20 protein-coding genes and 2 pseudogenes are annotated in these 22,590 nt (G+C 40.9%); 5 read left to right on the top strand and 17 right to left on the bottom strand.

Features of this window, described 5'->3' with window-relative positions; translation table 11 throughout:
* Nucleotides 1–93 precede the first annotated feature (93 nt).
* Together ACETK5_RS12510 and ACETK5_RS12505 are read right to left on the bottom strand one after the other, a co-directional pair.
* Nucleotides 94–1,026, bottom strand: a complete 933-nt coding sequence (locus ACETK5_RS12510; protein WP_394055940.1) for a phosphotransferase family protein — start codon at nucleotides 1,024–1,026, stop codon at nucleotides 94–96.
* A gap of 5 nt (nucleotides 1,027–1,031) precedes the next feature.
* On the bottom strand, nucleotides 1,032–1,211 hold the full coding sequence (locus ACETK5_RS12505; RefSeq protein ID WP_394055938.1) for a hypothetical protein: 180 nt from the start codon (nucleotides 1,209–1,211) through the stop codon (nucleotides 1,032–1,034).
* A gap of 511 nt (nucleotides 1,212–1,722) precedes the next feature.
* On the opposite strand from ACETK5_RS12505, the gene ACETK5_RS12500 reads away from it, so the two are divergent.
* Entirely contained in the window at nucleotides 1,723–2,961 is a 1,239-nt protein-coding gene (locus tag ACETK5_RS12500) for an RNA polymerase sigma factor (RefSeq protein ID WP_394055937.1), read from the top strand.
* 357 nt (nucleotides 2,962–3,318) lie between these two features.
* Here ACETK5_RS12500 and ACETK5_RS12495 read toward each other — a convergent pair whose 3' ends face one another.
* From ACETK5_RS12495 to ACETK5_RS12465, 7 genes and pseudogenes are all read right to left on the bottom strand, one after another.
* Nucleotides 3,319–3,516: a DUF6366 family protein gene (locus ACETK5_RS12495; RefSeq protein WP_394055935.1), complete on the bottom strand. Its 198-nt coding sequence runs from the start codon at nucleotides 3,514–3,516 to the stop codon at nucleotides 3,319–3,321.
* A gap of 1,904 nt (nucleotides 3,517–5,420) precedes the next feature.
* Nucleotides 5,421–5,966, bottom strand: coding sequence for a dihydrofolate reductase family protein (locus ACETK5_RS12490; protein WP_127589995.1), 546 nt, complete (start codon nucleotides 5,964–5,966; stop codon nucleotides 5,421–5,423).
* 730 nt (nucleotides 5,967–6,696) lie between these two features.
* On the bottom strand, nucleotides 6,697–7,593 hold the full coding sequence (locus ACETK5_RS12485; protein WP_326113723.1) for a CPBP family intramembrane glutamic endopeptidase: 897 nt from the start codon (nucleotides 7,591–7,593) through the stop codon (nucleotides 6,697–6,699).
* 151 nt (nucleotides 7,594–7,744) lie between these two features.
* Nucleotides 7,745–8,389, bottom strand: a complete 645-nt coding sequence (locus tag ACETK5_RS12480) for a response regulator transcription factor (RefSeq protein WP_326113722.1) — start codon at nucleotides 8,387–8,389, stop codon at nucleotides 7,745–7,747.
* Nucleotides 8,376–9,551 carry a sensor histidine kinase gene (locus ACETK5_RS12475; RefSeq protein WP_326113721.1) on the bottom strand — a complete coding sequence of 392 codons (1,176 nt, stop codon included), beginning with the start codon at nucleotides 9,549–9,551 and terminating at the stop codon, nucleotides 8,376–8,378. The genes ACETK5_RS12480 and ACETK5_RS12475 overlap by 14 nt, the downstream gene beginning before the upstream one ends.
* A gap of 376 nt (nucleotides 9,552–9,927) precedes the next feature.
* A pseudogene (locus ACETK5_RS12470) lies at nucleotides 9,928–10,137 on the bottom strand (IS1595 family transposase); the annotation flags it as partial.
* A 191-nt stretch (nucleotides 10,138–10,328) separates the two neighbouring features.
* A complete protein-coding gene (locus ACETK5_RS12465; protein ID WP_394057418.1) occupies nucleotides 10,329–10,859 on the bottom strand; it encodes a DedA family protein in 531 nt (176 codons plus the stop codon).
* Between the two features lie 647 nt (nucleotides 10,860–11,506).
* Between ACETK5_RS12465 and ACETK5_RS12460 the strand changes: the two genes are divergently transcribed.
* On the top strand, nucleotides 11,507–12,358 hold the full coding sequence (locus ACETK5_RS12460) for a CPBP family intramembrane glutamic endopeptidase (protein ID WP_326113720.1): 852 nt from the start codon (nucleotides 11,507–11,509) through the stop codon (nucleotides 12,356–12,358).
* An 18-nt stretch (nucleotides 12,359–12,376) separates the two neighbouring features.
* The gene (locus tag ACETK5_RS12455) at nucleotides 12,377–12,985 is read left to right on the top strand and encodes a TetR/AcrR family transcriptional regulator (RefSeq protein WP_326113719.1); all 609 of its coding nucleotides are present in this window, start codon (nucleotides 12,377–12,379) and stop codon (nucleotides 12,983–12,985) included.
* A gap of 883 nt (nucleotides 12,986–13,868) precedes the next feature.
* On the opposite strand, the gene ACETK5_RS12450 is transcribed toward ACETK5_RS12455, so the two are convergent.
* The 7 genes and pseudogenes from ACETK5_RS12450 to ACETK5_RS12420 all read right to left on the bottom strand — a co-directional run bounded on the left by ACETK5_RS12450 (nucleotide 13,869) and on the right by ACETK5_RS12420 (nucleotide 19,336).
* Nucleotides 13,869–14,243, bottom strand: a complete 375-nt coding sequence (locus ACETK5_RS12450) for a YciI family protein (RefSeq protein WP_100537127.1) — start codon at nucleotides 14,241–14,243, stop codon at nucleotides 13,869–13,871.
* Between the two features lie 233 nt (nucleotides 14,244–14,476).
* Nucleotides 14,477–15,139: a signal peptidase I gene (gene lepB, locus ACETK5_RS12445; protein ID WP_326113715.1), complete on the bottom strand. Its 663-nt coding sequence runs from the start codon at nucleotides 15,137–15,139 to the stop codon at nucleotides 14,477–14,479.
* A 1,119-nt stretch (nucleotides 15,140–16,258) separates the two neighbouring features.
* Complete coding sequence (locus ACETK5_RS12440) at nucleotides 16,259–17,314, bottom strand: flavin-containing monooxygenase (protein ID WP_394055930.1); 1,056 nt, start codon at nucleotides 17,312–17,314, stop codon at nucleotides 16,259–16,261.
* 798 nt (nucleotides 17,315–18,112) lie between these two features.
* Entirely contained in the window at nucleotides 18,113–18,505 is a 393-nt protein-coding gene (locus tag ACETK5_RS12435) for a protein-tyrosine phosphatase family protein (RefSeq protein ID WP_394055928.1), read from the bottom strand.
* The gene (locus ACETK5_RS12430; RefSeq protein WP_394055926.1) at nucleotides 18,397–18,633 is read right to left on the bottom strand and encodes an arsenic metallochaperone ArsD family protein; all 237 of its coding nucleotides are present in this window, start codon (nucleotides 18,631–18,633) and stop codon (nucleotides 18,397–18,399) included. Before ACETK5_RS12430 ends, ACETK5_RS12435 begins: the two co-directional genes overlap by 109 nt.
* Nucleotides 18,634–18,696: 63 nt before the next feature.
* Nucleotides 18,697–18,810: pseudogene (locus ACETK5_RS12425) on the bottom strand (arsenate reductase); the annotation flags it as partial.
* A gap of 211 nt (nucleotides 18,811–19,021) precedes the next feature.
* Nucleotides 19,022–19,336 (bottom strand): ArsR/SmtB family transcription factor, encoded by a 315-nt coding sequence (locus tag ACETK5_RS12420; RefSeq protein WP_100539374.1) that lies wholly within the window; start codon nucleotides 19,334–19,336, stop codon nucleotides 19,022–19,024.
* A 430-nt stretch (nucleotides 19,337–19,766) separates the two neighbouring features.
* Between ACETK5_RS12420 and ACETK5_RS12415 the strand changes: the two genes are divergently transcribed.
* Both ACETK5_RS12415 and ACETK5_RS12410 read left to right on the top strand, forming a co-directional pair.
* Nucleotides 19,767–20,216, top strand: coding sequence for a MarR family winged helix-turn-helix transcriptional regulator (locus ACETK5_RS12415; protein ID WP_394055924.1), 450 nt, complete (start codon nucleotides 19,767–19,769; stop codon nucleotides 20,214–20,216).
* A 223-nt stretch (nucleotides 20,217–20,439) separates the two neighbouring features.
* Nucleotides 20,440–20,940: an arsinothricin resistance N-acetyltransferase ArsN1 family A gene (locus ACETK5_RS12410; RefSeq protein WP_100537132.1), complete on the top strand. Its 501-nt coding sequence runs from the start codon at nucleotides 20,440–20,442 to the stop codon at nucleotides 20,938–20,940.
* Between the two features lie 434 nt (nucleotides 20,941–21,374).
* Here the strand turns inward: ACETK5_RS12410 and ACETK5_RS12405 are convergent, their stop codons facing one another.
* The gene (locus tag ACETK5_RS12405) at nucleotides 21,375–22,544 is read right to left on the bottom strand and encodes a cation:proton antiporter (protein ID WP_394055922.1); all 1,170 of its coding nucleotides are present in this window, start codon (nucleotides 22,542–22,544) and stop codon (nucleotides 21,375–21,377) included.
* Nucleotides 22,545–22,590: the final 46 nt, after the last annotated feature.

Below are 22,590 nucleotides of genomic sequence, written 5' to 3'. Positions count from 1 at the left end.
GCGTCGCCGGCTGCCTACGTGTCTATTTCGTTATCGTTTCCCGTTAGCTTTAATAAAAATGAGCAGGCTTAACCATGAGTTACTTTTTCAAGATCATATTAAACTCAATAGCTCATTACGGAGTTCGTAATAAGAATCATTCCATCCCATCTTTGCATAAAAGCGTAATCCTATCAATCCATTATGATATTTAGCACCAATTAATCTCTCTTTAAAATCCGGTATAGTAATACCCATTTCTTGCTGATAATTTTGGTATATTTGGACCACATCGAGCTTCAAGTGTGTTTTTATGTGCCAGTCTAATGTTGCAAGGTCGATAAGAAAATCTCCATAATTGCCATTGCTATCAATGACTCCAGTAATTCGTTGCCCGTCCGATAAAATGTTGTACTGGTGAAAATCACCGTGAATAAAATAACGATAAGGTTCATTGTAGGTAGAATAAGCTAACAATCTTTTGTAACATTCATCAAACACATCCTTCTCCAGACACGATGTTTTGAATAAGCTGTGCCAACCTTTCCAAAAGCTATCCGCTTGTTCTTCAGAATAGGTAGCAATAATATGTTCCCTCCAGGAATGATAAGTACCATCACCACTAGAATTTATCATCCCATATCCTTTTGTTGTTCCTAAGTTTACCTGGCTCATTCGTGTTAATATCTGAATGACCTCCGGAAGCATTCTCTGTTGTTGCTCATACGAGCAACTGTTCAGAATCTGTCCACCTATCTTTTCTGAAATCAAGTAGTTCAATGATTTAAAATTCCCTAGCCCCATGCAGCGAGGAAACGGAATTCCCTGTGAAGATAAGAGGTTTGAAATATATTTTTCTGTTTCAAAACTCCCAGCTAAATCGCAGAATTTAATTATGTATTCCTTATCAAAAAAAGTGAAGGAGAATACAGTGCTTATATTCCCACCTTCTAATGGCGTTATTGCTGTTACATCTGAATTAAAATGCTTACGTAGTACAGCTTTCACTTCTGAAATTTCCACTTTTGGTTTTTTATATTCAGACATCTATTTCATCCCCTTTTTATCTTCGGGATCACTTTACCTTTCAAATCACCCAATAATTTAAGTTCCTCTTCCACGGGAGAATACATACCGTATCCTAAAGTGTTAAATGTACCTTCAAAGAATTGGTCAGCAACTTTATTCCATCCATCCTTATTGATCTTTAGAACTTCATGTTCTTGACTCATCTTGAACCTCCTCCTCAAAGTCTATTTCCAAACCTCCACCAACCATCTTAATTTTCGACACTTGTAACTGATCTCCTGTTGCACTATCCTGCCCGTTAGTTGAACAAAAACAGCCGATCCCGTTAATCGGCTGCTTCTTGTTTTTATTGAACTATCGTTTCCCGTTAGTTCAATTGGTTGGGGGTTATAAATTGAAAGATTCCAATCTAGATGAGCAAAGTCACGAGTACTGTTATAAAAGTTAAGCTCAACCTCAATATATTAGATGACTGAAGTTGTTTGTTCTGAACTTGCTTTTCCAGAAAAGCCAATACGTTTTTTAAGCTCCTGAATCTCTTTCTCCATTGGTAATCCTCACTTAATACCACATAGCTGAATTGCCTTTACGCTTTGCTTTTTCGGGGTTTAAAAAAAAGTGGAGTGGCGTCGTGTAAAATTATTTTAAAATGATGTGGCTTTTTACCTCCCTTCGGTGTCTAATGAATTGTAAGTTCAGGAGGAGGTACTACTGGTGTCACGAGCTCAAGACAAAAAGAAAATCCCTGTTCTTCCGGAGAAGCAGGAGCACATCCAGCATTTCGAAGCCATTTATAATCAATATCGAGATAGGATTCGAAATTATATTGCAGTAAAGACAAATTCGGCAACTGCCGATGACTTAACGCAACAAGCTTTTTTAAAAGCAATGGAAAACTTTCACTTGTTTAAGTGTAACTCCAGTATTTTTACTTGGCTATTCAAAATCGCGCAAAATATTGTGAAAAACGAGTATCGTACGAGATCACGAAATAAAGAAATGGTGCACGAAGTAATCGATTTTCAGTCCCAATCGATATCCCTCGATATTGCTAGAGATGTCGATATCCGTCTTGATATTAGTGCTGCATTAGCCCGATTGAATGAATTAGATCAGCAAATCATATCATTGCGTTTTTTCGTCGATTGCACTTTATTGGAAATATCCAAAATCATCGGGATGCCTGAAAGCGCAGTCAAGAACAGACTCTATCGTGCCTTAAACAAACTAAAAAAAGAATTAAAAGAATGGGGTGACATTACAATCATGTCTATTAAAGAATTGATATCAATTGTGGATAAAAGCGAGGCTCCCTCCAAGAATGATGGTATGAACAAGGTATACCATGACTTATTTGAAGAGTTGAAAAGCAATGTAGATCGAATTATTACAACCTATCGTCATCGACCTTCTCAGAAAATCGCTATTGAGATCTATCCGGATCTGCCCACTTTTCATCAAGCAATAAACGAGCCGGATGCGCCCAATTGGTTTATGGGAACCTATGAAGACAATAAAATTAAAATCGTATCCCCACTCAACCCAGGCCCTGAACATACGTATCAATCGATACTACGGCACACTATAAGCTTGTTTACGATGTGGTTAGTGAAGGATATTAATCCGTTGGCACCGAAATGGCTTACACACGGTCTCGGCGGGCATGAAGGCAAACAAATGTCACAAGAATATATCCAGTATAGCACCTCCGAATCGATTCAAAATAACGCTGTCCCTAGCTTTCAAGCATTAACTAATGATACCTGGGATTTCGAGAAGATAGGGGGATATGGATTCTCGCACTTGCTCGTCGAATATCTCATCCATTCATACAGTTTAGATGCGCTCAACAAATTCATACGCGATGCCACTGATTTTCAAGGCGCATTTCAAGTATCGGAAGCTGAGCTGCACGGGATGTGGGTGCAATATTTAAAATCTAGGCTATGTTAAATTTTGATACTAGTATTTGACCATAACAAAACCACCTTCGAAGGTGGTTTTGTTATGGTCTCCCATAGCTCAACAGTACACTATACATTGTTCTATCTAGTACAGCCTTATAGCCCCAATCATTAAACTATCCTGCCCGTTAGCTTAATGAAATTCCATGGAAACATATAGTTAGATACTTATCTAATCGGTAATCGGCTCATGTTCTTGTCCTTTACGGCAATCGGTACAAGTTCTTGTCCTCGACTCGGGACAAGAACTTGTACCGATAAAATAAAAAAGCCGCTCAAATAGCGACTTTCAATGGGACCATTTTCTTGTATCTCAACAATTTGGCTTTCTCAAATATTAAAACCATTAATAAAAATATTGAACAACTATAAGACCGACAATAATAACAATAGTTAATACTAAGGTGCCTTTCCAACCTAAATCGACTATACTATACCGAGCCCTACTATTTCCGTGATTCATATGACCAAATGGATTATTTTCCAATTCTTCTTGTCTTAGTCTTTCTCTTGTTCTTTCAGGAGTTTCATAATCATTGCTCATTGTTTACCTACCCCTTAGGTTAATAATTTTAATTAGATATCCAATACCAATTTATTGATGAAGTAGTATAATAATAACATTTTTATGTTATTTAATGGGATTAAACTATCCTGCCTCCTGTTAGGTACTGCAGGCCCGTCGTTTCATCCCAATACTCGCCGGCATACCGCATTACGTTCGGGACGGGTTTCTTCGGTTTCAACCGGACCACCCCAAATATCGTAAGAGTAGCTGTTTAGCGGCGTCCCCAGCTCATCTTACGGTAATATCAAACCAATATGCCCGTTGGCTTGGAAACTTGCCTAATCGGTAATCGGCTCATGTTCTTGTCCATTTCGGCAATCGGTACAAGTTCTTGTCCTCGACTCGGGACAAGAACTTGTACCAATAAAACAAAAAAGCCGCTAAATTAGCGACTTCCAATGGGACTATGTTCTTGTCCCCCGACATGAAATGAATTGCATGGAAACACAATTAGATACTTATCTAATCGGTAATCGGACCATGTTCTTGTCCTTTACGGCAATCGGTACAAGTTCTTGTCCTTGGCTCGGGACAAGAACTTGTACCGATATAACAAAAAAGCCGCTAAAATAGCGACTTTCTATGGGACAATGTTTCTGTCCTCCGACATCCGCCGGTCCATGATCTTTGGACGAAGTTCAAAAATAAGAACTTCTTCCAAGCTCTTATATTGAATGTCGACATTATTCATAGTTGGTGACTAGAAATATCCTCCATTTTTTTGGCTATTTTGCCCATACAGTTATCAAACTATACTGCCCGTTAGCTTAACAAGACCGCTGATCGCTCTGACCAGCTGCCTTCTCTTCTTTATTAAACTATCGTTTCCCGTTAGTTCAATATCCTAGCATAAGTAGTCGTAAAAGATTAAAACAAAAATTAACGTGATAATCTGTCCTGATGGTACTATTTCCCACCCTCAACTGTACTTTTCATAAGTCTCATGTGTGCAGGATTGCCTAACGGGCTGGCGATTTGCATTGGCAATATTTACTCATTAAACTGTGTTCTCATCTTTGTTAAAGTGGATAAGCATTATTGATGCAGCACTCAACCGCTGCCGTCTTCGTTAAACCAATGATACCGTGCTTGCTAGTCTAGTTAAAGCTTAAAACACCAATCAATGCTGTTTTTGTTTACAACTATCCTGCCCGTTAGCTTAAAAAGGCACCTGATCGCTCTGACCAGCTGCCTCCTCTTCTTTATTCAACTATCGTGTCCCGTTAGTTCAATAAACTAAAGAGAAGTCGCCATACGAAGCCACTCCTCCATGATAATTATCTTGTGCTAACCCTTTCTTTATTAATCTAATTAAGCTTATAACCATTCCAAGGAGAATTGTAATGTTAAATAAGCTTGGATAATGACATTGAAAATCTACAATCATTGAAAAGATAAATCCAAGCAAAATAAATTCAAAACCAATGAACCATGATTTTTCTATCTGTTAAGTTTTTTCTAAATAAGATAGCCGCCACCAAGCCCGCGACAATAACGATAAGTATTGATATAAAAATATCAAGTTAGCACCGCTACTAAACCTTTGCGTTCAGATCGCTGTAGGTGAAGGTATCGGTGGAGAAATAAGCAGGACTATGACCGTATGGATGGAGGAGACCCAGGTGTCCCACCTAAATTCTCATGTGAACAGTGTGGAGGAGAAATGTACCCGGAGGATTAAAAAGGAGTGCATGGGTACGAATACAGTGTTTCGGATATCCTCAAAAGGAAAGTCAGAGCAAAATTCCCTGAGGGTATTCTTATCATGACCTGCGCAGTTCAAGTCAGTAACTGGTAATTAGTTTTCAGTCCGTCAGCATCACGCCATGTTGCCGAAAGACGGTTTTTCCGCAAGCTCGTAGTTGTTTTCCTGATCAATCTTATCTTGCCGGAAGATAAGTCAGAACAACGACACCTGAACCGAATGTCTTTGTTTCCGCCAGTTTCAGCACTTTCTTATCGATCCCTTCTCCAAAGAGACGTTTTCCGTTTCCAAGCACAACTGGGAAAACCATGAGCCGATATTCGTCGATGAGGTCAAGCTGCATCAGCGTTTGAACGAGCGCGCAGCTGCCAAATACCAAGATATCCTTACCAGGCTGCTGTTTTAGCTTGGATATTTCCTCCGTGATATTGCCCTTGATCAGCGAAGAATTGTTCCATTCCACTTTTTCCAGAGTTGTTGAAATCACGTGCTTGGGGTAACCGTTCATCATCCGGCCATATTCCCCTTCCTGCTCGATCAAATTAGGCCAAGCCGCTGCAAAATTAACATACGTTTCGCGTCCAAGCAGAAGAGCGTCGCTTGCTTTCAGTTCATCGAACTTGAATTGCTTTGTTTCCTCACTACGGAATTGGATCGTCCACTGCGGATTCTCCATGACGCCATCCAGCGATACAAACTCAGATACAACTACTTTTCTCATTTTCATTCTCCTTTTTTATCAATACTATCCGTCTGTCTGATTGTACGATAGCACGAGTAATGCTGACATGTACCAGGTATTGTCGCAATAAACAAGCCCAGCATCAGTCCCGCGAAGATAAGTCCCATTTTTTTTTATTTCCACGACTTGGTTAATCCTTCCGCACTTGCATTTTTCGTTGTTCACGAAATATATTTTAGCTTGAGACATGTGAACAGATTTCTCATGGATTGCTATTCCCGAATATTTGGATACGATACTTAAACATTTTTCTCTTTTTGAATATCAATTTAGCACGCTACTAAACCTTTGCGGTCTAGAAGTTGCAATAGTTACGCTAAACTGCCCGTTAGCTTAATGAAAATGCATGGGAACATAGTTAGATGATTATTTAATCGGGAATCGGCTCATGTTCTTGTCCATTACGGCAATCGGTACAAGTTCTTGTCCTTGGTTTGGGACAAGAACTTGTACCGATAAAACAAAAAAGCCGCTAAAATAGCGACTTCAAATGGGAGTCTGCTCTTGTCCCCCGACAGTGATCGGCATGATAAGCGCGTTGTTGCTCAACCCAATGGCAATCCGCTGTCTCTTCGGATGTACATAAATGCCCACCAACGGGCTTACAGACAAAGTCCAACATCACTTTCGTATAGACAGGTTCAGGCATCTACCCGAAAATCACCAAATCAATCAACCACAATGATGTTTGCATTCATTCATCTGCCGTTTACTTTGATACAGGAAGGTTCCGGGCCACATCCCCTCGTTTCCGTGCAGTCCCAATTAGCATAGGAATGGAAATCAGAAGACTGACTACAACCGGAACAATAGAGCCCTCGAGTCCAAAGTCGCCCCCTGTGAGAAGTGCGGCACCATTCACCTTTACGGTAAAGAGACCGGCAGCAGGGTGTCCGGAAACAGGAATGCCAAGCAAGCCTTCAATGGCGTTCCATGCAAAATGCAGTCCCATGGTAAACCACAAGTTCCGCCGCCACAAGAAGGCGGCCCCGAGCAGAACACCCGCTTCCAGGACTATGGCGAACGCGCTCCATAATGTTGCCCCTGGATTTCCAAGATGGGCAACTCCAAAGAATAGAGAGGTTACAACAAGCGCGAGCGGTCTTCCCCCCAATTGAGCAATGGCTTGAAACATAAGTCCACGAAAGATAAGTTCCTCGACAATGGCTGCTCCTAAGGCTGCTTCAAGGGAGGAGATTAGAACAGAACTCGTATCCGCAGAACTTGCCCACTGAAAGGAGTACCCTCCCAGAGCCATAATAATAAAAACGGACCCTGTGATAAAAATCGCCCCGGTTAGTACGCCCAGAACCGTTTCGATCCCTGCACGCTGTCTGGATATCTCTGGAGTGGACCGCCGGGCCAGGTATGTCAGCGTGAGCTTATAAACTAAGATGGCTAGAGATCCCATCACTAGTGTACAAACAAGGGAAACTGTCCCCTCTACTCGCGTTGACAGCTGCCGGAATAACGTATCGATGAGAATAATGCCGATAGCCCCCGCAATCATCCAGACGATAGGAAAGCGCCAAAATGAACTCCAAGCACTTAACTTCCTGCCATTCTGCTTCAGAAGTTCTTTATTTCTTGACATTTTTTTCTTCATATCTTATCGCCTCTTCTGTTGTTTGATGCTATGAGTATAGGCTGAAAAAGTCATAAACAGACAGTGCGCTTTTGTCATAATTTATTCTATGGCTATATTCAAAAAAAGCCGGCAACCCCTAATAAGTTACCAGCTTCTTGGGGATCGACTTTTAATGATCCATAATTCCCGAATCTCGGGCTTTACGGGTGGCCTCCCGCCTTCCTTTCACATTCAGCTTCGAATAAATCGTTGAGATATAATTTTTAACCGTCCCTTCACTAAGATACAGCGCCTCGGCAATGTCTTGATTACGCAGGCCAGAAGCCAGCTTATGCAGCACTTCTATTTCACGGGCAGTGAGCCCGAATTCATTATTTTTCGCAGGGGTGGTATTGTTGATGCTCTTGATCATTTTACTCGCCATTTCCTGCGAGATTAAAGTCCCTCCCGCCTGAACCACCCGTATGCCTGCAGCCAGGTCTTTGGGATGAAGAGCTTTGAGCAGATAACCTTCTGCTCCATAGCTTAACGCCGCTAACACATATTCTACTTCCTTATAGGAAGTCAGCATGATGATTTTGGTTGCAGGTATTCGTTCCTTAATCAGGGCCGTTGCGGCAACGCCGTCCATGATTGGCATATTGATATCCATCAACACAATATCCGGCATAAACTGCTCGCAGCCCTTCATTGCTTCTTCCCCATTCTTGGCTAAACCGACAATTTCCAAATCTTCTTCCATGGACAGGACGATATGTAAGCTCTCGAGAATTAACTCTTGATCATCAGCAAGCAGCACTTTAATTTTCACCATGTGGAATCACTCCTTTCAGCGGGATTTCGCATCTGACTTCGGTTATCGCTGGAGTTCCCTCTCCAGATGTTAGGTGTAGGCTGCCTCCCAACCGCTCGACCCGATGATTCATCGTGGTCAAGCCGAAGCCATAATTTAGCTTGTCGATAGGTATACCGTCATTTCGAACGGACAATTGCAGATTGCTCTCAGAAAATCTAAGCTCCAGATGCAGTTGAGATGCTTTTCCATGTTTTAGTGCGTTTGTAAAGGATTCCTGGATGACCCGAAGGACCGCTTGCCGTACTTCAAAACGTATGGACCGCTCTGTCTCCGGCAGACTCAAAGTCAGGGCCGTACCCGTGTGCTCCCGGAAACGGACCACAAGGGATTCAACCTGTCGGATCAGACTTGATTCCTCTTCTTCCCCCATCTCGTGTACGATGTTTCTCATTTCGTCCAGATTTTTCTCAGCCAATGTTCTTAAGCGAAATAACCGATCTTTGGCCTCGGCAGGCTTGCTATCCATAAGGGCAATAGAAGCATCAAGACTCAGAATGAGTGAGATAAAGGAATGCCCCAGTGTATCATGAAGTTCCTTGGACATGCGGTTGCGCTCTTCACGCAAAGTCATTTTCTCGATCTCGGCCGTGTAGTGAGTTAACAACTTATTTTGCTGCTCCACTTCGGCTACCAGTTTATTCTTCTGATCATATGCATTGGCGACGAAGCTTGCCCATATGCCGATGAAGCAGAACAGCAGATTGTCTGCTCCGATACTTAGGGTTTTCTCCCAAGATAATCTTAGGTAAGACTGAAAGGAAAAAGGAATGAAAACAACTACGGGAATGATCCAAAGGGTTTGCTTAGTCAATAAGTACCCCATTGTAAGACTCGGCAGTAAATAGTCCGCTTTTGAAGTCAGATCCGGATGAATGACAGAATTCACATAATAAGAACCGCCAAGCAATAGCTCCAGTATGCAAAACCAGACTTTGTTCATCCGGCGCCCAGGAAACCAAAACAGCAACGGGACGACAAGAGCTATGCACAGCCAGATTACGTTCAATAACGTTCGGTTCGAAAATTCATTTACTGCCAAAACCCGGGACAGCAGCAAAATATAATGGTATAAACGAAGAGCGAATATACCCCAATCCATGAAAGATAATATTTTTCTCATATCATCATCTTACAGGAAATCTAAAGGGTGAATAATAAAAGATTTCTCAAATACAGTTTAAACGAAATATTTGCAGCACAATTGGAACAAAGAAAACGAATCTCCTACTGCCTTCTTTAAGGTTTCAGGGATTTCGGGGCTTTAGCGGTACGGTGAACCGTACCATAGTTTACAGACAGGTCATTCAGCTAACGGGGCTCAATAAAAACAAGAAGGCAGCCGATCAACGTGATTGGTTGCTTTTGTACGTATTTCTCCGCCGATAGGAGAATAAACATCGAGAAACCAATTTGTTCTCCATGCTACAATGAACGTCATGGAGGGGAATACCAGCATGGTATTATATAAAGAGAGGCTTATTCAGCTAACGGGCAGTAATTTTAAGATTGCTAATCCCTCTCACTTTATCTCTACCGCCGCGTTTCTTGGGTTCCCTGTCCAGTGTTCTGCGTCCTTGTAAAGACTCTTTGAAGAAGGTCTCGTCACTTTCGATAATCCCTTTCAACATTTGATATTCCATTAAACGCAGAGCAAAAAGAATTTTATGTCTCCAGTAAAATGCAGTAGAGATGTGGATTTTTAAGCGTGATGGACACCATCATTCAGGACTATAAACGGCAGTAAGCGCATGAACCTCCGGCCCGGAGGTATACTCTTTTAAGAGAGTCTCTGAATCGCCTCCAACTACCTTTTCACAAAACTTGTCACTACTTAGGATAAGGTTCTTCACGCAATCTGTAACGGCAAGTATTTAGCTCTGTTGAAAGCCCTCGATTCTCAAGAGAAAAACAACCCCAAAATAGAACCATAATAATCCGAAAAATCAATATTTCCCCCTAGAAAATACCCAATTGAAATAAAAATCGCACACCAGCACATGGCTCCCAAGCCCGAGTAGAGTATATATTTCAGTGGGTTCATGGCGCTCATCCCTGCCAGATAACAGGTCAGATGGCGGAGCCCTGGGATATAGTAACCGATGCATATCGCCCAGGGGCCGTAACGCTCGAACCAGCTCTCTGTTTTCTCTATCCTCTTGGTCGTGAACCTTACCCATTTTCCATACTTCCACAGCAACGGCTTGCCGAACTTCCGCCCAAGGGCGTAACTGCAGAGCATACCACTCATAGCCCCGAGGACGCTGATCACTAGGGATACCGGGAAATCAAGCAGCCCCATTGACGAAAGATAGCCAACCATCGTCATAAGAACCTCATCAGGCACAGGCAAACCAATAATGCCAAGCGCAAGGCATAGGAAGATGGCAATATAACCGTAATGGATAACGATATCTTGTAAGAAAGCGATGATGTTCACACTCCAGTTCTAATGGGTTTGGGCAAGGATTCATTGCCCTTACAGGTATCTTAATTCCTCCCTTGTCAATAAACCTAGTGCCGAATTGTCACATGACTTTTTTCAAAGTAGCTGCATGCCATGGATGACAAAATGCAACTTGTTGGTGTGACAACTCCTTTGCCATACTGGGCTCAGCCGATCGTTAAGAGGCAAATCTAATAGGCAAGGAGACATCATTTATGAAGAAATGGATTCGCACGAATCTCGCAGTTCTGCTATTAACTGTTCTGCTATTGACTGTTACGGTCATTACCGCTTATATCGGACTAGGGAAAACACCTAGTACCCCGCAGGCTCCCCCGCCAGTTGCATCTGAGGAGGCCAGCATGTACCTATTGTGACACTGAAGTAACTCATATTCTCTTTAGGGAGATGCCATTACTGAAAAAGCAGTCCATCCTCATTCGAGGTCAGGCTGTTTTTTTTCAGTTAACTTCAACATTGGGCTCACGGATAAAAACACAGTGTACGCTTATAAATCCATTACCGATTGCAACCACCCGATCTTGTTCAATCTTGACAGATATTTATTAAACATTTATATTGTAACTACCGACTAAATAGTCGGTATTATAAAAGAGAGATAGGTGCATGTCATGGTAAAGAAATATGGCCTTCAACCGCCGATCCCACTCAGCTTTAAATCTTTAGCAGGATTCATCCTCATTTTTGTGATTTGGCAAGGCGGCACGTTAATGTGGTTAGAACTAACGAATATTATGATTCCCGCTACCCGCGCAGGCTTACCTAGCTTTATCACGCTTTTTTTGTCATTTTGTTTCCTGATTCTCGGAGTCTTTCTTATCACTAGATATTTCTTCAAGATTCGTTTTCGCACATTTCTGTTTGAAGGCAAAAGGTTCGACTTCCGAAAGTTTGCGATTTATTTTTCATTGTATTTTTTAGCCCTTATCCTCTACTTGATTATCGATATAAACGTTCATCCTCAAGCCTTTACGCTTCATTTCGATCCGCTGCCGTGGTTAGGCGTATTCATTATTGTCACTCCTTTGATTTTGGTTCAAAGCGCTGCTGAAGAAATTTTGTTCAGAGGCTATATGTACCGTATGTTCAGATCATTAAGAGGCGGAGCTTTCTGGTCCATCCTCATCACATCCCTGACCTTTGCCCTGGTCCATGGCTTTAACCCTGAGATGCTAAGTTACGGAATTTGGGGACCGCTTTATTACCTGTTGGGGGCATTCTTTCTGGGAATCGTTACTTATCACACCAATGGTCTGGGTGCTCCCATCGGAATCCACTTTGCCACAAATATTTTTAATACAACCATTTGGTCATATGGGGCATCTACGGTAGAAAACATGGGGCTGCAAAGTATTGTTTATCGCCACACGCTGAATATGCCGTTTGCATTCTTTGGGATTTTTGCTATCGTTGTCTCATATGGCGTTTTTCAGTTTTTTAAATATAAAAGGAACCGTTCGTAAGGTTCCGGGGGGAGCTTTATGACCAGAAGACGATTGCCGGCAGAAGAAGCAAAAACGATTATTTTACACCATGCTAAGTTATTATTTATTGAAAAAGGTTATGATCGGACCACAATGGACGACATATGTGCTTCGACGCAGATGAGTAAAGGCAACCTGTATCATCATTTTAGAAATAAAGAGGTGCTCTTTCTCCAATTGCTGGCCCAGCATGCCGAACAAATGTCACAAAAGTGGCTTCGTTCGGCCGAGCAATCCACGTCTCCAAGCGAACAGTTGATCGCAATGGCTGATTTATTCGGAAGAGATTGTGAAAGTCCCTTACTCCCTGCACTCGAAGAGTATGCCAAAACACTATCCAGCGAATCCGAGGCATTGGTTACATTGAGAGAAATTACAGAAGCAGCCTATCGTGCAATAAGACAATTGCTGCAAACAGGGATTGACCAGGGCGTCTTCATTCAAGAAGATATCGAAACGTTGAGTTTTACTGTGATGTCCACATTGTCTGGAGCGACGCAGCTCTGCCTAACGATGCCAAAATTAAGCGGGGACGAATACGCAGCCCTGCATGTCAATGCGATCAAGCTGCTGTTAAAGGGAATAGCAATGGATGAACCCAACTGATTAAATTCATTGGTTAAAACAATACAATGGGATCGGACATGATGAGGATAACAGATATCGATACCATACCGGTAATGGTAGTGTTCGAGGAAGAGAGAATGGGACTTCGTACAAAAAATGACCCTCAAGGAACCGATTTCTTGTCAATTTCGGCAAGCAAAAAAGCCGCATATACACGAAGGTATAAATCAGTGGTGAGCGGCTATACTCATATGGAGTGATGTTTCCCCAATTCACTCCCTCAATACCAAAACCCTGCTGGCTTCATCGCTGGCAGGGTTTTCCTCATTTCATTAAAGATCGTAATCCAATCAAACAACGGACGAAACTGTTCAAAATTATAATTACTTTTGAAAGAAATTCTCAGACTTCTGGCCTCGATCTATTACGTTGAATAACTTCAAGGCTGCCGATCTTGTCAAGTTAATGGAGCAGCTCGGCCTTCCGATATGAATACGACTGTAATCTATACTCATAGTGCCGAAGAGGATCGACGTCATTCGATAAACAAGTCCGACAGTTAATTTTCTGTTTATTAGTGCGAGTAGTTACTCCCTAAGTTTTTATTCAATCAATTCAATAAGTAAGTCTATGTTAAACGGATATAAAAGGTGTGTATATGCCCAGCTCCTTCCCCTTTCATTTTTTAATGGCGACCTAGCACTCATTAACGATGCCATCTCATTAAGATCTCCACTTGTGTCATAAGAATCGTATGCTCAGTTTCTTCATTATTCATTTACTCAAATACCATTTAATCCCATGTCAATGGCTTATGGAAGGGATCTCCACACTGACTGTAACGGCAACTTTTAAGGCCACTCCTTGCGGAATGGCCCTTACTTCCATATATTGAACGATCTTTTCCGTAAAACAGTTGATTCTAGTCTCTCGATTCAAAGTAATTGATCGGCCGGATCTCAATCCCCCATCCAAACTGCTCGCCTGATGCCACTTGTACAGTTGGATGTAAGGAAGCAATCCGGATAGCTTCCTCCATGTCCCGTGCTTCTATGAGAAAAGCACTACCGATCATCTCCTTCGTTTCGATAAAAGGACCGTCCATAACCTTCACTTTCCCATTCGCCCGCCGCAAGCATTTCGTTTCGGATGCGAGACCAGCATCGATAATCACCTGGCCGCTCTTGTAGAAATTTTCTAGGTGGGGTGGACATTCGTTCATTATAGCATCAATCTCATCCTTTGGGCGGGCATCCATTTTATCTGACTCCAAGTAACCCAAGCACAGAAATTTCATTTTTTCATTTCTCCTTTAACGTGTGAGTTTGAAGCATTCTTTCTTGCCTCTATTTAATTGACGAACGGTATATAAAAAAATCGACATACCCTAGAAAATATTTTAATAAAATAATCTTTATCTTTATATAGAGCGATCTTCCGCAGGTTTGCTTTTCAAAATTTCACTTTCAGCTCATTTAATAGCAAATTACAATCGCTGTGTTTGTATTGAACTAACGTTTCCCGTTAGCTTTACGGGCTACCGATCACCCCAACCACTTTCCCCTCAATTTTATCTGTGGGTAATGAGCCGAACAATTTGCTATCATTACTGCGTAACCAATCATCACCTACAAGATAAGCGCTGTCTTCGGGGATCTCGATTTCCTCCATGCTCAGTTGTTGAAAATAATCCACATTGTTTTTAATGTTTTTTCGTATGTAATCTTCTAAATCAACACGCTCTAAAGCTTTTTTCAAACTATCGAGATCAGCACCCAGTCGATGTGCTCTTCCGTAAAAGGCATCAAGCAATTTCCCGTTAATATAGATCTGTCCTTTTTCAATCTTTACTTTTTCGCCAGGTAACCCGATTACTCTAGAAATACTGTACTCACTAAGATTCTTTTTAGTTTCAGGATTTGTAAAGTATACGATATCACCGCGACTAATCGCATGATCATTGTAATACTTCAAATCAACCACAACCTGACCTTCTAAATCATAATTCCCACGATCCATGTTGTCATAGTTATGATTGTAGATGACCTGCCCGGAATCTAACTCATTTTTGGTTACTGTATTAATCGTTGGTTTGGTTATGGAATCAGTTATGATTTTACTTGTTCCATCTGAACTACTACATGCTGCAAATATCAGTCCAAATACAATAACGATAATGACCACTTTCATCATTTACCACTCCCCTCGGACTTCTTTTCCTTTATACGAAACTTAAGGTTAAGTGTTCCAAAATTACAGTGGCTTGATTGAACTAATCTGCCCGTAAGCTTAATGAGATTGCATGGAAACATAGTTAGATCCTTATCTAATCGGTAATCGGACTATGTTCTTGTCCTTTATGGCAATCGGTACAAGTTCTTGTCCATGGCTCAGGACAAGAACTTGTACCGATAAAATAAAAATGTCGCTAAAATAGCGACTTTCAATGGGGCTATGTTCTTGTCTAACGACATAAGCCCCTCCTGAACGTACTTTGACCGTTGGAATGAAATTATATCCTCTTTAAATGCACTTGTGTAAACAATTGAATCAAGATCCTTCAGAATTTAGTTCTGAAGTTAGATGAAGGGCAAGGTTATATATAGATTTTGTTGCAGTATCTCTCTGCTCTTGGTCTAGGCCGTCTACTCTCAAATCAATATCAAACATTCTTCCAACGCGTTTCCCAGTTTATTTTTTCTAGCAGAGCGATTATTCAAATGTTGAAGAACTTTATTTGTACATGTATCTTGCATGGGGTCACGTTAACAACCTAATTTTACAATATTCTTCCTAGAAATAAAATACTAAGAACCCTGTGTTTGCCTATATCTGTTCTAGTAATCAGCGATTTCAGATTACAACCAAATTTCTTAGGGCAGTCAGTTAATACAACAGAAAAGACGCTTCCCGCATGCGACTTTCTAAGCTTCCATATTCTTGTCCCCTCTATCTGCCTCCTTCGTTAAAAAAATGTTAGAGGGTTATATGAATCATAAAAAAGGCTCCAGATAATTTTGTTGGAGCCTTTTAACTTATATCATGTCGTTAATCAGATAACTATTACGATGTAATTCTCGATTTTGATCCTTGAACCTAATATTCTAATAAAAGCCTTGGATTCATCCAATTATGATTTTCTTTTTCCGCAAATTGATATATGGTTTGACCGTTAGAATTTTAAATGCTCCTTCTCATCCAGTTCTTCTTCCCAACGTTTGTTTGAATGCTGGATATTTGGATAAGAATTAATCACATGAAATTTCATTTGAATCTCTTTTCTTATGATACTTGCTAACCTGCTATTAAAGTTCACTTAGCATTTTTATGAATATGTTTCACAACATACTTTGCATCCGGACCAACCCCGCGGAGGGTTGCTGAAGCAAAGGTTCGTTGTCCGGATAGGCCCACATAATATAGACCGGGTACAACTGTACTTACGCCTCGGTCTTGTAATGGATCTCCCTTAGAATCAAGCCCTTCAAGATCTTTGATAAAGGAAAGATTGGAACGAAACCCAGTTGCAAAAATAACACTATCCACCTTCTCTTTTGAACCATCTGGCCAGATCACCCCATCTTCATAAAACGATGTAAACATGATCTTTTGCTTTGGATTGCCATCCTTCAACCTTTGTTTATACCCATCCAGGTCCATGACGGAAGATGCTTTGGCTAATGACTTCCCTATCCGCCAATGAGAATCGATACCGGTGATAATAAACCAAAAATGAATATCCTTTCCTAAAAAACGCTGCGGAACAAGCGAGACCGGCTCACGAACAGCTAACGTGGTATTGGATATTTCCGCTAACTCCATTGCGATTTGCACGGCTGAATTTCCCCTACCAACAACGATAATCGATTGATCCCGAAAGGGATCCGGTTTCTTATAAAAGGCGGAATGTACGATAGTACCTTTGAAATCTTCCTGGCCCTGTATCGATGGGATATATGGCTTGTTAAAAGAACCGGTAGCGCAAATCACGTTGCGTGCTGTATATGTCTCTCCCGAATTTGTACGAACTTGAAAAACACCTGATTCTTTAGAAACTTGCTCAACACGTTGATGAAAGGTAATCGGTAACTGAAAGTGAGACGCATAGTTTTTAAGATACTGAACAACCTCATCTCGATTGGGGTATCGATCACCTGGAGGCAGTATGGATAGTCCGGGTAGGGATGAATATTTAGCCGGCGAAAACAGCTTTAAACTATCGTAGTAATTCGGCCACGAACCTGCAGCTTCCCCACTCGCTTCCAAAATTAAAAAGGATAAACCTCTTTGTTTCAGGTGGTACCCTGATGCTAATCCCGATTGCCCGCCACCAATGACTAGGACATCTAAAACATGATTCATTGTCATTCTCTCCTCCCACATTATGTATGGTTATCAACATCACTTAGGATTTCACTTTTCCGATCCCTTTTCTTCACTCGAAGCAATACGAATCCACACAAAACTAACAATAGAGCAGCTCCAACATTCAATGCGGCGTCTCCTATTACAGAGAGCAGTGTGACACCCAGAAACGGACCTAACGCGGCACCTATATCAACCGTCATGGAATATGAAGATACGACGTAATGTTTATTGGATGAATCAGCTGCATATTGAGCAGCATCAGCATCCTATAATGTAGTTACGATTGAAGATACGAGAAGTAATAAGATAAGCGTTGAGAGCCACACAATAGTATGAAGATGGAATGCGATGATAACAAATAGAATACCAACCACTATGATATTTCCTGTTAACCATTCTGTTCTCGACTGCCTGATATCACGAAACCTTCCAACCCAATAACCAAGGAAAGGATCTGCAGCTAATTTGAGGGTGAGTAGTATTCCTGTTAACGTTGCAGCACTAATCGAACTTAATAAAGATAAAGCACTAAAATCCCGCATTTCTATCCAGTAGCTTAGTGTCGATTTCACGTACCCTTGGAATAATAAAGAAATTACATTATTTGCAAAATGCAAGTAATAACTCTTAGAATACGTCCCTTATTTCACTTCAAGAAGCATAGAAATTAAAACCCACTCACATTGTATGGATCTAACCTTAGCTCAGTTATAACTCAGATATTTGTATTTTGCAAGTTTTAATTTTAAAATGAGTCCATTTAAATAGCCGCCTGTAAAACAGGTGGCTATCATAAGACTATGCTTCAAATATTTTTGCGAGGGATTCCCTTTGCGTCGGCTTTATTTGAATAATGTGACGAATAATCGTAGCTTTTTCCTCAGCTTCGGCAATGGTTTGGGCCTCTCCTATGGCTAGCAAAGTTCCAATGGCAACGGTTCCTGTTCTTCCCTTACCTCCCCCACAATGAAAAGCAACTTTTTGGCCATTGTGATAGGCACTTACTACTTCATCGATCGCCTTTTTAAATAAAACTTCCTCGCTCTCTGTTGCATTGTCGCCCAGAGGGGTCTTAATCCATTTCACGTTGGCATCAGTTGATGCGCACTCCGTGGCTTCTTCTCGAAGATCCACCACAACCTGGACACCTTCCTGTGTAACCATTTCTTCGACATCAGCGGCTCCGCCCATATAGATCTTATCTTCATGTAGGGCATGGTAATTCTTCTCCATGTTCTTCGTTGCCTGCTATTTTTGTGGGGCCGACATACTCCTGTAGAACAGCACATGGCCAGCTCATAAATTTCAATGGATGTCATGTCGTTTCCCCTCTAGTAATAAAGGAAGCCGAGAAAAGTTCCCGGCTCCTACAACCTACTTGATTACTCGCCGGTTTCAGCGAATTTTTGAATACGCTCGTCGATTTGATCGCGAACACGTTGAAAAACAGCCCATTTTTCTTCGTCAGTACTCTGAGCCTTGGCAGGATCGTCAAATTCAATGTTTTTTATTCGTAAGCCCTCCTATTTGATATACATCAATTTTTTTTGATTTATTAACTAAAAATGAACCAATTTACTTGCACCAGTCTGGAAAAGGCACACTTAAAATTCAGTTCGTGCTATAAATGAATTCTAATCTTCTTATTTGCATATTTCAAGTATAAGCTACAAAAGTAGTACTATAGTGAATGAAGACCTTTGGACTTTATGAGCAGCATCCATTCTGCTTGTCGTCTATCGAACGAAAGATACAACATAACTCAGGAGAAAGCAGCCGATTAACTACAGCATGATTTAACTCATAATAGCTCCAAGTCCCTCTCGTCTCGAGAGTGATCATCTGGGCATCGAGTAGGATTCTTAGGTGATACGATAGCTTTGACTGAGGCATTTCCATGATTTCCATCAGGTCACAGACACAAACACTACCTTTTTGACTGAGCTCATGCATGATCTTCAGTCTTTTCTGATCTGCCAACGCTTTGAATTTAGTTTCGTATTGGACAAAATCAACATTCATGCTGGATGGCTGGATAACGTTCAGTTCTTTGATCATAAACACTTTACCTCCATTTAGCAGCAATGGCAACAAGCAGTGGTTGGTTGAACAGTGATAGGTGCCGAGATGCTCGTCGTCTGTTTCAAGTGTTGTGAATTCAACGACTTCCACATTTGTCGTGCCTTCAGCTCAATTTCATTTTGTTGATATTCAATCAATTTTTCCATTGTGTAGTAATTCATCATTGGACGTCCCACCATCCATCAATAAAATTTGATGAATGAAGCATAACATGAAAAAATTGTATGTTCAAGGACTAAATCAAAATATTTTGATTAATAATCATTCACTCAACTCATATGAAATGAAATTCAAAATCTTATATGGATCCCGTGTTATATTTGCATGTTGCAAATATATGTTGTATAACTATGACAAGAGGTGATTCGAAATGGAAAATGCTCGTGAGTTGTTTCAGATCATGACCCGAAGATTTGGTCTTCTAAATAAAACCTGCTGCAGCGTCGGAGGAAACGATGTCTCGTTAGTACAAAGCCACATCTTGTATGAGATTGACCGGCAGCACAACCCTTCGATGCAACAAATCGCTGAAACTTTGGGAACAGATATTACAACGTTTAGCAGACAGGTCCAATCCTTAATCAAAATGAATTTAGTGAAAAAAACTCAGGATCCACAGGACCGAAGAGTTTATACACTGGCTCTTACGACGGAAGGAAAGTTTATAGCGACTACCATTGATCAACAAATGAATGACTATCTTAACGAAGTGTTTTCGTACATGACCGAGTTTGAAAAAGAAACCGTGCTACACTCCGTTAAAATTTTTAACGATGCGATGGCGAAATCTAATAAATGCTGCGGCTCATTATCTGAATAATAAATTTGATACATAGGAGATGAATTACGATGTTGCTACATTCTTACGTTGCAGTATTTAATGAAAAATGACCTTCACATTCAAAAAAGCCGAGAGATAACCAATAAAGAACTCAATAGAAAACAAACACGTATAGCCTTCTCGTTTTCAAGACAACCACGCATAAATACCTGCTGTGTCACCTGCTGCTAAGCTTATATTTTCTACATAGGAGGAACTAACAATGAAAACCCCTTTGATTAGAGAAGCAGATACTGGCGACGTGGAACGTATATTGCATATTTATAATCAAGGAATCGAGGATCGCATTGCGACACTAGAAGTTGATCAAAAAGATATTGCCTATATGAATAATTGGTTCGAACAACACCAGGAGCGTTATGCAGTCATTGTTGCTGAGCAGGATGGTGTAGTAATCGGCTGGGCTTCCCTCAACCCTTACTCACTGCGATGTGCTTATGACGGCGTTGCCGACCTATCCGTTTACATTGACAGAGCCTTTAGGGGTAAGGGAGTTGGAAGCATTCTTCTGGAGCGTCTAGAGGAGATCGCTAAGGAGAAAGACTTTTACAAAATCGTGTTGTTCACCTTTCCGTTTAATCATAATGGTCAAGGCTTATATCATAAACTTGGTTACCGTGACGTGGGGGTTTTCGAAAACCAAGGGATCTTGGATGGCAAATATGTGGATGTTAAGATTATGGAGAAGTTAATTAATATCTAAAAAAACCTAGAGCGTTCCTTCAGTGTTTTTTTACTGTTATTTCAGATTTGTGCTTATCGGAACATTCTCTGATTCCTCATTGTATCAATAAAAAGCGAACTATCATCTGATAGTTCGCTTTTCTCACCTCGTTTAAAGCTGCAACCACGTGGAAAGATCCTCAGAAACGAGAGCTTGATGACGGTGCCTAATAGGCATCTCACTAATTTGCAACAGAAAGTAACTATCGTTGTTCCTAAAACATTCAAGGAGATACTTATCTAATAAATCAATATCATCATCCGTCTTGATAAGGTATACACGATCATGAAGATGTTTGATGTCATACAAACTATCCAGATGAAAATTAACGCAATCTTCAGTCCAACCTTCGTTCTTTGGCTTATATGAAAACAGATAGAGCTTCGATATTTAAATCAACCCCTTAAAGCCCACTATAGCCCGATTTTTTTGGAACTATTCAATTTACCTTGTGGTTGAAATAGGATCTTCAACAACGGTGGAGCAATTAATGTCGTCAGAATAACGACAATGACAACAGATGTGAAATATTCTGGTAGTAGAAGTCCTGCTTGTAGGCCTGTGGAAGCAATGATTAATGCAACTTCCCCTCTTGATACCATGCCAGCTCCGACAGCAAACGATGATAAGTTATTAAAACCTGTAATTCTCGCTCCAAGAGCACCTCCCAGCAATTTGGTCAGAACTGCGGCTATGGTCAATACTACTATGAAGCCTACTTGTTGACTAACCCCTTGAAAGGATACATTGAGCCCAATGCTTACAAAAAAGACGGGGACAAAAATCGAATACGCGATGGGCTCGATTTTTTGTTCAACGGTGTGTTTTAAGGCCGTTTGTGAGATCGCTATTCCCGCAGCAAATGCACCAATTATACCGGCCATCCCCATCAAATCTGCGAAATAAGAAAATCCAAAACACACGACAAGTGCAATTGAAATCACAGGCTCTGTAACCTTTAAATTGGAAAGCCAATTCATGACCTGAGGAACAATAAGCCATCCTGCAATAATAACACCGACGAAAAATAACACCTTCTTACCTATAAGAAGGCCCATGGATATTTCCTGACCCGTGCTCAGGAAACTCATCATGAAAGCGAGTAGAATGACGACCAAAATATCATCTACTACAGCTGCCCCAAGTATAGTCGTTCCTTCTTTCGAACCAAGACGATCCAGATCTTTTAATACTTGAACAGAAATGCTTACGGAAGTTGCGCTAAACAATACTCCCATGAAAAGGGCGTAATTAACTGAAAAACCAAATAACTCTGCAACTCCATACCCTCCGATGAAAGGTAATATAATTCCACCAACAGCAACAGCGACTGCTGATTTCCAATTTTTCTTCAGTTGTTCTACATCTGTTTCCAAACCAGCAATAAACATAAGCAGCAATACTCCTATCTCTGATACGTAATGGATAAATTCATTACTATCTATCCAACCAAGTACGGCAGGACCTAGAAGTATCCCGACAATTAGTTTTCCAAGTACAGCTGGTTGACCTAAACGTACTGATAAGTCTCCAGCTAGTTTAGTGAAAAGCAAAATAAGAACTAAATACCAAACAAATTCCATCCTATCTTCTCCCTCTGTCTAAATAATATCTCATCTTAATATCGAA

It is taken from the genome of Paenibacillus ilasis, from assembly GCF_043195395.1.
GTDB classification, from domain to species: Bacteria; Bacillota; Bacilli; order Paenibacillales; family Paenibacillaceae; genus Paenibacillus_AQ; species Paenibacillus_AQ lautus.
This window is presented reverse-complemented; position numbering and strand designations above follow the sequence as displayed.

Coding starts and splice junctions, on each gene's coding strand:
- ACETK5_RS12510 (WP_394055940.1), bottom strand. CDS start 1,026: ATGTCTGAATATAAAAAACCAAAAGTGGAAATTTCAGAAGTGAAAGCT.
- ACETK5_RS12505 (WP_394055938.1), bottom strand. CDS start 1,211: ATGAGTCAAGAACATGAAGTTCTAAAGATCAATAAGGATGGATGGAAT.
- ACETK5_RS12495 (WP_394055935.1), bottom strand. CDS start 3,516: ATGAGCAATGATTATGAAACTCCTGAAAGAACAAGAGAAAGACTAAGA.
- ACETK5_RS12490 (WP_127589995.1), bottom strand. CDS start 5,966: ATGAGAAAAGTAGTTGTATCTGAGTTTGTATCGCTGGATGGCGTCATG.
- ACETK5_RS12485 (WP_326113723.1), bottom strand. CDS start 7,593: ATGAAGAAAAAAATGTCAAGAAATAAAGAACTTCTGAAGCAGAATGGC.
- ACETK5_RS12480 (WP_326113722.1), bottom strand. CDS start 8,389: ATGGTGAAAATTAAAGTGCTGCTTGCTGATGATCAAGAGTTAATTCTC.
- ACETK5_RS12475 (WP_326113721.1), bottom strand. CDS start 9,551: ATGAGAAAAATATTATCTTTCATGGATTGGGGTATATTCGCTCTTCGT.
- ACETK5_RS12460 (WP_326113720.1), top strand. CDS start 11,507: ATGGTAAAGAAATATGGCCTTCAACCGCCGATCCCACTCAGCTTTAAA.
- ACETK5_RS12455 (WP_326113719.1), top strand. CDS start 12,377: ATGACCAGAAGACGATTGCCGGCAGAAGAAGCAAAAACGATTATTTTA.
- ACETK5_RS12450 (WP_100537127.1), bottom strand. CDS start 14,243: ATGAAATTTCTGTGCTTGGGTTACTTGGAGTCAGATAAAATGGATGCC.
- lepB (WP_326113715.1), bottom strand. CDS start 15,139: ATGATGAAAGTGGTCATTATCGTTATTGTATTTGGACTGATATTTGCA.
- ACETK5_RS12440 (WP_394055930.1), bottom strand. CDS start 17,314: ATGACAATGAATCATGTTTTAGATGTCCTAGTCATTGGTGGCGGGCAA.
- ACETK5_RS12435 (WP_394055928.1), bottom strand. CDS start 18,505: ATGGGCGGAGCCGCTGATGTCGAAGAAATGGTTACACAGGAAGGTGTC.
- ACETK5_RS12430 (WP_394055926.1), bottom strand. CDS start 18,633: ATGACATCCATTGAAATTTATGAGCTGGCCATGTGCTGTTCTACAGGA.
- ACETK5_RS12420 (WP_100539374.1), bottom strand. CDS start 19,336: ATGAATGTTGATTTTGTCCAATACGAAACTAAATTCAAAGCGTTGGCA.
- ACETK5_RS12415 (WP_394055924.1), top strand. CDS start 19,767: ATGGAAAATGCTCGTGAGTTGTTTCAGATCATGACCCGAAGATTTGGT.
- ACETK5_RS12410 (WP_100537132.1), top strand. CDS start 20,440: ATGAAAACCCCTTTGATTAGAGAAGCAGATACTGGCGACGTGGAACGT.
- ACETK5_RS12405 (WP_394055922.1), bottom strand. CDS start 22,544: ATGGAATTTGTTTGGTATTTAGTTCTTATTTTGCTTTTCACTAAACTA.